Origin of the sequence: Corallococcus llansteffanensis (assembly GCF_003612055.1) — a bacterium.
Lineage (GTDB): Bacteria > Myxococcota > Myxococcia > Myxococcales > Myxococcaceae > Corallococcus > Corallococcus llansteffanensis.
The window spans coordinates 1-9,228 of record NZ_RAWB01000399.1 but is presented as its reverse complement, the minus strand read 5'-3'; the positions used below and the strand labels follow the sequence as shown (position 1 = coordinate 9,228).

Below are 9,228 nucleotides of genomic sequence, written 5' to 3'. Positions count from 1 at the left end.
GCTCTATGGCGGCGCCCAGCGGCTGGAGCTCCGGGACGCCGTGGGCGGCGGCACGACGGTGGCGCTCGCCATCCCCTTCCGCGCGGAGCCGTCCCCGTGAGCGCCCCCCTGCGCGTGCTCATCGTCGACGACGAGCCGCTCGCCCGCCAGCGCCTGAAGGACCTGCTGGCCGAAGCGCCCGACATGGCCCTCGTGGGGGAGTGCCGCAACGGCCACGAGGCCATCGCGGCCATTGGCGCCGAGCGTCCGGACCTGGTCCTCCTGGACGTGCAGATGCCGGGGCCGGACGGCTTCGGCGTCCTCCGGGCGCTTGCTCCCGAGCACACGCCCGCGGTCATCTTCGTGACGGCCCACCGTGACTTCGCGGTGCAGGCGTTCGAGGCCAACGCGCTCGACTACCTGCTCAAGCCATTCGACCGGGAGCGCTTCCGCGCAAGCCTCGCGCGGGCGCGCGACCGTCGGCGCACCGCACCGTCCACCCTGGACTCGGAGCTGCTCGCGCGGCTGGAGTCCCTGACGCTGCGTCAGGCCCCGACGCCCTACGTGACGCGGCTCGTGGCCCGGGTGGGCTGGCGCATGCGCTTCCTCCAGGTGGAGGACATCGACTACCTGACGGCGGAGGGGAACTACGTCGCCGTGCACGTGGGGAAGCAGTCGCACCTCACGCGCGAGACGATGGCCGCGCTGGAGGAGAAGCTCGACCCGAAGCAGTTCCTGCGCGCGCACCGCTCGTTCATCGTGCGGCTGGATCGCATCGAGGAGGTGGAGCCGCTTCCCCCCGGTGAGTACGTGTTCGTGCTGCGGGACGGCACCCGGCTGACCTCGGGCCGCAGCTATCGCGCGCAGGTGCAGCGTGCGTTGGAGCTGTCGACGTAGGCGGCTTCCACCGTTCGTCCCAGACCCTCCACGGTTCGTCACATCTCCTTGGACCCCCTCGCCGCCGCCGGGTGACGGTGCCTTCAACAAAGGAGATGCACATGCATCGATTCGCCAGGCAGTGGTCCATGAACCTCCTCCTCGCCGTCTCCGCGGTGACGGTGTCCGGCACCGTCGGGGCCCAGGAGTGCGAGCCCGGAGGCAGCCTCTTCGCGCCCGGGGAGATCTCCCTGGAGGAGCGCTCGGAGTACCGGCTCGCGCTCTCCGCGGACGGGAAGACGGCGTACTACCACGTCGACTCGGAGACGCCGCCGTACCAGGCCATCTACGTCACCCACCTCCAGAACGGGCACTTCGGCCCCGGTGAGGTGGTGTCGTTCTCCGGCACGTACAGGGACTCGGATCCGTTCCTCTCGCCGGATGGGCAGTCGCTCTTCTACTCGTCCACCCGCCCCGTGAACGGCGGCGCCGAGCGCCCTGACACCGACCTCTGGGTGGTGCACCGCGTCCGGGGCGGATGGGGGGAGCCCCAGCACCTGGGCCCGCTCGTGAACACGCCGAAGGAGGAGCTGTACCCGAGCGTGACCCGCGACGGGACGGTCTACTTCGCGAGCGGCACGTTCGACACGGACTTCGAGATGTATCGCGTCCGGCGCCAGGGCAACCACTACACCGCGCCGGAGAACCTGGGCCCCGCGGTGAACAGCCCTGACTCGTGGGAGTACAACCCCTGGGTGTCTCCGGACGGGCGGGTCATGGTCTTCGCCTCGCTGAACCGCCCCGGTGGGTACGGGCTGGGGGACCTCTACGTGAGCTTCAACCTCACGGGCACCTGGACCCAGGCCGTCAACCTCGGGCCCTCCGTGAACACGGCGAAGGATGAGTTCCACCCCCTGGTGAGCCGCGACCTGAGCCACCTCTACTTCGTGCGGCAGACGTGGGACCCCTTCACGCCCTCGGACTTCTACCAGCTCGACACGCGCTGCCTCTGGCGCTGAGCCCTTTCAAGGCGTCGCGGGCCGGACCTTGCGGTTCGGTGCCGCGACGGCCCGTTGGCTGCACGCCGGAGCCCCTTGGCTGCACCGGCCCGCCGGGGCTCCCGGGCGAAGAGGTAGCATCGGCCCTGCCGTGGACTCCTCCTCTCCCCTCTTGCGTCGCCTGCTCCGGCTCATGCTCATCTGGGCCCTGCCAGGGCTCGTCTACTCGAGCCACACCTACTTTTATTGGCAGGCCCGGGATCCCACCTATCCCCTGAGCCGGGCGCTGATGATGCATGTGCCGCAGTGGCAGTTCTGGGCCTTCGTGACCCCGCTCATCCTCGCGCTCGGACGGCGCTGGCGCCTGGAGCGGGGCGTCTGGGCCCGAGGTCTCGCGGTTCACCTGACGGCGCTGTTGGCGCTGCTCGTCCCCCACGGGATCCTCGCCTACTTCCTGTCCCGGGCCGCGAAGGAGCCGTGGTACCTGGAGAACTCCCTCGGCAAGATCCTGCCCCTCCTGCTGGTGAAGTTCTTCGTCAACGACCTGCTCGTCTACGGCGGCATCCTCGCCGTCGGCCACGCGCTCGACTACCACCGCCGCTACCGCGAGGGAGAGCTGGCCCAGTCCCAACTGGAGACGCGGCTGGCGCATGCGAGGCTCGACGCCCTGCGCGCCCAGCTCCACCCGCACTTCCTCTTCAACACGCTCAACGCCATCTCCGTCCTGGTGCGCAAGCAGGACACCGCCGGCTCCATCCGCATGCTCACCGGCGTGAGCGAGCTGCTGCGCATGGCCCTCAACACCAGTGGCCGCCAGCACGTCCCCCTCCACGAGGACCTCGACTTCCTGGAGCGCTACCTCGACATCGAGCAGACCCGCTTCCCGGACCGGCTCCAGGTGGTGCGCGCCATCGACCCGGTCACGCTCGGCGCGCTGGTGCCCCACCTCATCCTCCAGCCGCTGGTGGAGAACGCCCTCAAGCACGGGCTCGCCACGCGTTCGGGCGCTGGATGCGTGGAGCTGCGCGCGTCCAGGGACGGGGCTCGGTTGCTGTTGGAGGTGCTCGATGACGGGCCCGGGCTGTGTCCCGGCTGGGACACCCGTGACGGCTGCATTGGTGTCGCCAACGTGCGTGCCCGCCTGCACCAGCTCTACGGCGACCGGCACGTGTTCACGCTGGAGAACCGGGCCGGTGGCGGCGTGCGTGCGCGCATGGAGCTGCCCTTCGAGTCCTCCTCGCCAGCGGCGAGCGCGGCATGAATGCATCCGCGTGCATCCGCACGCTCGTCGTGGATGACGAGCCCCTGGCCCGCGAGGGGCTGTGCCTGCTGCTCGCCAGCGACCCGGAGATCCGCGTGGTGGGCGAGGCCGGCAACGGGCCGGAGGCCGTGCGGCTCATCCGGGAGCAGCGGCCCGACCTGGTGCTGCTCGACGTGCAGATGCCGGAGCTCAACGGCTTCGAGGTGCTGGCCCACCTGGACCCCGCCGAGGTCCCCGCCGTCATCTTCGTCACCGCGTATGATCGCTACGCGCTGCGCGCCTTCGACATCCACGCGCTCGACTACCTGCTCAAGCCCTTTGGCGACGAGCGCTTCCACGACGCAGTCGGCCGCGCCAAGGCGCAGATCCGCCTGACGCGCATGTCGGACCTCAGCCAGCGGCTGCTGTCCGTGCTCTCGACCTATGGGGAGCGCGATGGCGCGCCGGTCCCGACGCCCGCGCCCGAGCCATGGGTGCGCAGGCTGGCCATCCGCGACACGGGCCGGGTGGTGTTCCTCGACGTGGACGAGATCGAATACATTGAGGCCGCCGACTACTACGTGCAGATCCACGCGGGCGGGAAGGCGTACCTCCACCGCGAGACGATGCAGAGCCTGGAGGCGCGGCTGGATCCGGAGTGCTTCATGCGCATCCACCGCTCGGCCATCGTCAACTCGCGGCGCATCCGCGAGCTGCGCAGCGAGGGCCGCAGGGAGCTGGTCGTGGTGCTCACCGGCGGCGCCGAACTCAAGGTCGCGCGAAGCCACCGCGAGAAGTTCCAGCACCTGCGTTGATCCGCGGGCCCGCTCGTCCCTATTCCTTCGCGGGATAGGGCGTTCCATCCCGGTGGCGGTACCTCGCGACGCCCGGCCCGGCGACCATGTCGATGTCCGAGTACGCGCAGCGGTCCTGGTCGTCGGAGTTGCCGACCTCGAGCACCCTGGCCGGGCGGCCGGACTTGTTGATCAGGTGGTGGCCATCCGGGTCACCGAGCCTGAAGGCGACGCAGTCGCCCGGACGCAACACCTCCTCGCCCGCATTGGTGACCAGCGTCAGCTCGCCCTCCAGCACCCAGATGAACTCGTCCTCGTGGCTGTGCCAGTGGCGCTGACTGGACCACGCGCCGGGTTCGAGGACCGTCACGTTGACGCCGAACCGGGTCAGGCCCGCGTGGCGCCCCAGTCGCTGGAAGGTTTGTGCATTGCAGGGCACGTCGAAAGGTGACGGATAGCTGCTGCCACTCTGGGAGGGCACGGCGGCGAGGTCGATCTTCTTCATCGTGGAGGCCACACTAGGGGAACGCGCCTGACAGTCCAGCGAGCATTGACCCGGTGCGGTCCACCCGTGCGACAGTTCGCGCATGGGCTTGAACCGCGCTCCGCCAGTCATCGAAATCGGTCCTCGTGACTCCGCGCTGCAGGCCGCGTTCTGCGACTACGTGCCCCAGGTGTTCGGCCGTGCCGACTTCCGGCGTTGGTGCGCGTGGGGCGAGTGGAACGACGACTACCGCGCGTACGCGATGCTCGAGGACGGCCGCGTGGTGGCCAATGCCTCGGTGATGCGGATGCGGATCCTCCTGGAGGGACAGGAGGTGCGGGCCTGGCAGTTCGGGGCCGTGGGGTGCATTCCCTCACATCGCGGGCGGGGTCTGGCGCGAGGGGTGATGCAGGCCGCGCTGGACGCGTGCGGTGCCGAACCGATGCTGCTGTTCGCCAACCCCAGGGTGCGTCAGTTCTATCCGCGCTTCGGGTTCCAGCCCTGGAAGCAGACGCTGTTCGCCGCCGCGCACGAGGCCGTGCCTGAAGGCCCACCCGCGCCCACGCTCGATCCGGGGGATGCGGCGGTGCGGGCCGGGCTCGCCGCGCTCTCCCGCGACGGGCTCCCGGCGACGGAGCGCTTCGGCGCGCGCGGCTACGCGACGGTCGCGACCTGGCAGCCAGCCAGCGGGTTCGGGCGGCCCTTGCGGCGACTGGGGGACGATGCGTGGGTCTTCGCGGGTGTGGAGGGCGACACGCTGTACCTCGATGACGTCTTCGCCCCTGGGCCCTTCGACCTGCGCGCCTGGATCCCGCGCTTGATCGACCGGCCCATCCGCTCCATCCACTTCGGCTTCACTCCGGAGCGCTGGTGGCCGGAGGCGACGGAGGCCGGCGAGGACCTGGAAGCGGACCTGTTCGTGCGCGACCTGCCCCTGTCGCGTGAGGCCCACCGCTTCCCCGTGATGGCGCACACGTGACCAGGCGGGCCTTGAACCGGCGCGTCAAGGAGCTGGAGCTGATCCCAAAGGAGCCCTGAGCGGACAGCGGCATGTCGCGGCGCGGTTGCGCTGGATGTCACGGGCTTCATGGCTGGCATTCCGCTTGAATGGAGGAGCAGTGCCCCAGGAAGGCTTCTGGGGAAGACCTGGAGCGAACCATGGCAAGCATCCCCGAAGACATCGTCATCGTCATCGACCTCACGACCTCGAGCCGGCCTCCCCCCACGATCACCCTCCCCAGCGGATGGACCTTCACCTTCCAGGTCATGGTCGCGGAAGGCTCCCTGGCTCCCGTCTCCATCCTGACGTTGCAGGAGGAGGTCGAGCTCAAGATGAGCCCCGTCTCCCAGCTCAGTGAAAAAGGAGTGACCTCGTACTTCTTCCCCTGCTCCGCCAGCCTGAAAGACCCTGAATCAAAGAAGAAGCATTCGCTTCTGTATGTGTTTACGATTCCGGAATCATCGCCCGCTCAGGCCCACGACTCCGGGAAGGATCAGGGCACGGCACGCCACGGCTACCGGGATCAGCCGACCTCCTCCGGGAAGATCAACGTGTCAGGCGACCTTGGCGACGGCCTGCATGCGCAGCTCACGGCTCAGGGCTTGCTCGCCGGGCGACGGTGAGCAGGCCACTCCACTCGTGGCCGAGGTTCGGATTGCGCGTGAGGGCCTGGGTCAGCTCCTCCAGGGCCTGACGCCGCCAGGCGCGCGGGTCCTCGGGGCTGGCGGTTTCGGCCAGCGCCAGGCGAAGGCTGGCATGCAGGGCCATGCCCACGGGCCAGTCCGGCCGGGCCTTCAGGACCTGTTCGGCGAGTTCGAGCCCCCGCTGGAGCTTCAGCCGCTCCGCCCCCTGGAGGTAGAAGCGGCCAGCCTCCAGGCGATACTCCGGCTCCTCCGGTGACAGCGTGATGGCCTTCTCGAAGGACTTCGCGGCCTCGCTCAGGGCCTCGGGTGGAACCGGCCCGCGCCGCGCCGTCCAGCGGGCCTGGAGCGCCTGCGCCTTGCCAAGCTGGAGCCACGGCTCCGCATCCCGGGGGTTCTTCTCCAGCGCGGCGTGGAGTTCCTCCAGGGCCCCCGCGAGCTCGGCCCCGGGGTCGCGTCCGTGATCCACTTCAAAACGGGCCTGGAGGACATGCACCGTGCCCAGCAGGCCTCGGAGCCACGCGGCGCCCGGCATCCGCTCGAGGCCACGTCTCACGGCCTCCCGGGCCTCGCGCCCGCTCGGACGGGGGTCCTCGCCCCGCGCGAGCAGGTAGCCGCCGCGCCGGGCGAGCAGTGAGCCCAGGTTGGCATACGCGAAGCCCTGTCCCGGCGCGACAGCGATGGCCTGCTCGAAGGAAGCCCGGGCCTGTTCGAGCACCGGCAGGGGGTCTCCTCCCCGGCTCCAGACCTCCTCGGCTTGCAGCAGGAGCGCCACCCCGGTGCCGTTGTGAAGGTTGGGGATGCGCGGGTTGATGGCGAGCCCCCGCCGGTACTGCTCCACGGCGTGCTCCAGGTCGGGCCGGGGATCCTCTCCGCGACGCCGCCGCCGCCGGGCCAGCTGCTCGTGCACCTGGCCCGAATAGAAGTACGGCACCATGTGCTGGGGGTTGAGGGCCCGCGCCTTCTCGAGCGCCCCCGCGGCCTTCTGGAGATCCTGATCCGCCTCCGCGTTGTGCGGGAGGGCCGCCCGGGAGAAGAGCTCGCTGCCCAGGTTGATCCAGTCCTCCGGGATGCGCGGGTCCAGGGCGATGGCCGCCTCGTAGGCGCGGATGGCCTGGTCCCTGTGGCCCCGGGAGTCCGCGCCCACCTGATCCTCGTAGTCCGCCCACGTCGTGAAGACCAGGCCGGAGTCCCCGTGGAAGGCGCGGTCCCGGTCCGCCACGAGGATGCTCTCGAACAACGCGGCGGCCCTCCCGAGCAGCTCGCGGGGATCCTCGCCCCGCTCGAAGCGGTAGCGCGCCTGGAGCCAGGTGCTCCGCGCCAGATTGAGCGTGGCGTCCGAAAGCGTGGGGGCCATGGCCCGGGCGCGTTGAGCCGCCTCGATGGCCTTTGCGAGGGGCTCCGCCCCATCGCCTCCCTGGGTGAGTCGGAACTCGGCCAGCCGGTGGTGCACGCGCGCCATCCGGACCAGGCACGGAGCGTCGTCCGGCAGGACGGTGAGGCAGCGCGAGAGTGCGTCCAGGGCCCGGCTGTAGGAGGGCATCACGTCTCCCTTCCCATACAGCTCCATCGCCATCGCGCCGGTCTCCAGCCGCGACAGGGCCAGGTATACGGCGGGCTCGCTCTCGGCGGTGGCGGCGGCGGCGGCGTAGTCCTTGCGTCCCGCTTCCAGGTCGGCGCGAGCCCCCTCGAGGTTGCCCTGGTTCCAGCGCTGGAAGGCCCGGGCCTCGAGGATGCTGCCGCGCAACATGGGCAGCTCATGGAACCAGGGCAGCCTGCTGCTGACGCCCTCCAGCAGGGACAGGGCCTCGTCGAAGCGCCCCTCATAGAAGGCGACCAGCGCCGCCACGTATTCCGCCGAGGGCACCTGAGCGCCCTCGCTCTGCTTGAGCCACGCGAGCGCCGGATCGCGGTAGAGGCGCTCCGCGTCACGCGTGGAGGCCTCCCGCAGCTCCCGGCCGCGGATCCGCTGCGCGTCCAGGAGCTGCTGCTGGTAGCGCCGGCCCGTCACGAGGGCGAGCGCGTACGCGGCGCGGGGAGCGTGGAAGCCATTGCGCCACGCGGACTCGAGGAGCTCCTGCGCCTTCGGCTCGTCTCCCAGCGCGAGGTGGCCGCGCCCCAGCGCGTACTGCCCGGGGCCCAGGGCCCGCGGACCCGCTCGTTCGATCTCGGCCGCCAGCTCCGCCATCTCCGCCTGGAGGGCCCGGCGATCCTCGCGGGTGTCATGCAGGCGCGAGAGCGCGGAGTAGCGGACCCTGGACTCGATGTGTTCCACCAGCTCGGTGAATCGCTGGGCGATCCGCTCCCGCTCGGCGGCCTCGCGGCGGGCCAGGGCGCCCCAGCCCAGCGCCACCATCACGGCGAGCAGCGCGGCGGCGCTCACGGAGGCCAGGACCCGGTGCTTGCGCAACCGCTTGCGCAGCGGGTACCCGAAGCCGGTGCGTGCCAGCACGGGTTCGCCGGACAGGAAGCGCTCCAGATCCTCCGCGAGGGCGCGCGCCGAGTCGTAGCGGGCGGAGCGCTCCTTCTCCAGGCACTTGAGGGCGATGGCCTCCAGGTCCGCCGGCAGGCCCGGCTCGAACAGGCGCGGCGCCTTCGGCTCCACGGTGGGGATGTTGGTGAGCACCTCCAGGCCGTTGTCCCCCGGGATGGGGACCTGCCCGGTGAGGAGGAAGTAGAGGCTGGCGCCCAGGCTGTAGACGTCCGCGCGGCGGTCCAGCCGGCTCACCTCCCCGCGCGCCTGCTCCGGGGCCATGTAGTGGGGCGTGCCCAGCACCGCGCCCGTGGCCGTCAGGGACTCGTTCCAGTCCCGCGCCAGCCCGAAGTCCATCACGTAGGGCCGGGGCGTTCCGTCCTCGGCGCGCTCGACCATGATGTTGGAGGGCTTGATGTCCCGGTGGATGAGCCCCACGCGGTGGGCCTCATGCACCCCCAGGGCGGCCTCGCGCATCACCAGGGCCTTCTGCTCGACGGTGAGCGAGCGCACCAGGGCGCTCAGCGGCTGGCCGTCGATGTACTGCATCGCGATGAAGACCTTCCCGTCGACGTGGCCGACCTCGTACACTTGGCACACGCGCTCGTGCTGCACCTTGGCCTGGGCGCGCGCCTCGGAGATGAAGCGGCGGGTGTTCACCTCATCGTCGTCGCGGACGAACTTGAGGGCCACGTGGCGGTGCAGCCGCGGATCCCAGGCCAGGAACACGCGCCCCATCCCGC

General features: G+C 70.5%; 8 protein-coding genes. 6 read left to right on the top strand and 2 right to left on the bottom strand.

Translation table 11 applies throughout. The features are described from left to right. The first annotated feature begins 96 nt into the window (after nucleotides 1–96). The 4 genes from D7V93_RS29735 to D7V93_RS29720 all read left to right on the top strand — a co-directional run bounded on the left by D7V93_RS29735 (nucleotide 97) and on the right by D7V93_RS29720 (nucleotide 3,908). The gene (locus D7V93_RS29735; protein ID WP_120646603.1) at nucleotides 97–876 is read left to right on the top strand and encodes a LytR/AlgR family response regulator transcription factor; all 780 of its coding nucleotides are present in this window, start codon (nucleotides 97–99) and stop codon (nucleotides 874–876) included. A gap of 128 nt (nucleotides 877–1,004) precedes the next feature. Continuing rightward, nucleotides 1,005–1,874: a TolB family protein gene (locus D7V93_RS29730; protein ID WP_244237593.1), complete on the top strand. Its 870-nt coding sequence runs from the start codon at nucleotides 1,005–1,007 to the stop codon at nucleotides 1,872–1,874. A 151-nt stretch (nucleotides 1,875–2,025) separates the two neighbouring features. Next, entirely contained in the window at nucleotides 2,026–3,114 is a 1,089-nt protein-coding gene (locus tag D7V93_RS29725) for a sensor histidine kinase (protein WP_147451398.1), read from the top strand. Then, the gene (locus D7V93_RS29720) at nucleotides 3,111–3,908 is read left to right on the top strand and encodes a LytR/AlgR family response regulator transcription factor (protein WP_120646600.1); all 798 of its coding nucleotides are present in this window, start codon (nucleotides 3,111–3,113) and stop codon (nucleotides 3,906–3,908) included. Before D7V93_RS29725 ends, D7V93_RS29720 begins: the two co-directional genes overlap by 4 nt. Nucleotides 3,909–3,927: 19 nt before the next feature. Here D7V93_RS29720 and D7V93_RS29715 read toward each other — a convergent pair whose 3' ends face one another. Next, a complete protein-coding gene (locus D7V93_RS29715; RefSeq protein WP_120646599.1) occupies nucleotides 3,928–4,392 on the bottom strand; it encodes a cupin domain-containing protein in 465 nt (154 codons plus the stop codon). An 82-nt stretch (nucleotides 4,393–4,474) separates the two neighbouring features. Here D7V93_RS29715 and D7V93_RS29710 point away from each other — a divergent pair, with 82 nt between their 5' ends. After that, a complete protein-coding gene (locus tag D7V93_RS29710; RefSeq protein WP_120646598.1) occupies nucleotides 4,475–5,350 on the top strand; it encodes a GNAT family N-acetyltransferase in 876 nt (291 codons plus the stop codon). A gap of 179 nt (nucleotides 5,351–5,529) precedes the next feature. Continuing rightward, on the top strand, nucleotides 5,530–5,994 hold the full coding sequence (locus tag D7V93_RS29705; RefSeq protein WP_147451397.1) for a hypothetical protein: 465 nt from the start codon (nucleotides 5,530–5,532) through the stop codon (nucleotides 5,992–5,994). On the opposite strand, the gene D7V93_RS29700 is transcribed toward D7V93_RS29705, so the two are convergent. Continuing rightward, nucleotides 5,960–9,228, bottom strand: a 3,269-nt coding sequence (locus D7V93_RS29700; protein WP_147451396.1) for a protein kinase domain-containing protein, incomplete at its 5' end; no start/stop codon positions are given. The two genes, D7V93_RS29705 and D7V93_RS29700, sit on opposite strands and share 35 nt — an antisense overlap.

Coding starts and splice junctions, on each gene's coding strand:
- D7V93_RS29705 (WP_147451397.1), top strand. CDS start 5,530: ATGGCAAGCATCCCCGAAGACATCGTCATCGTCATCGACCTCACGACC.
- D7V93_RS29710 (WP_120646598.1), top strand. CDS start 4,475: ATGGGCTTGAACCGCGCTCCGCCAGTCATCGAAATCGGTCCTCGTGAC.
- D7V93_RS29720 (WP_120646600.1), top strand. CDS start 3,111: ATGAATGCATCCGCGTGCATCCGCACGCTCGTCGTGGATGACGAGCCC.
- D7V93_RS29715 (WP_120646599.1), bottom strand. CDS start 4,392: ATGAAGAAGATCGACCTCGCCGCCGTGCCCTCCCAGAGTGGCAGCAGC.
- D7V93_RS29730 (WP_244237593.1), top strand. CDS start 1,005: ATGAACCTCCTCCTCGCCGTCTCCGCGGTGACGGTGTCCGGCACCGTC.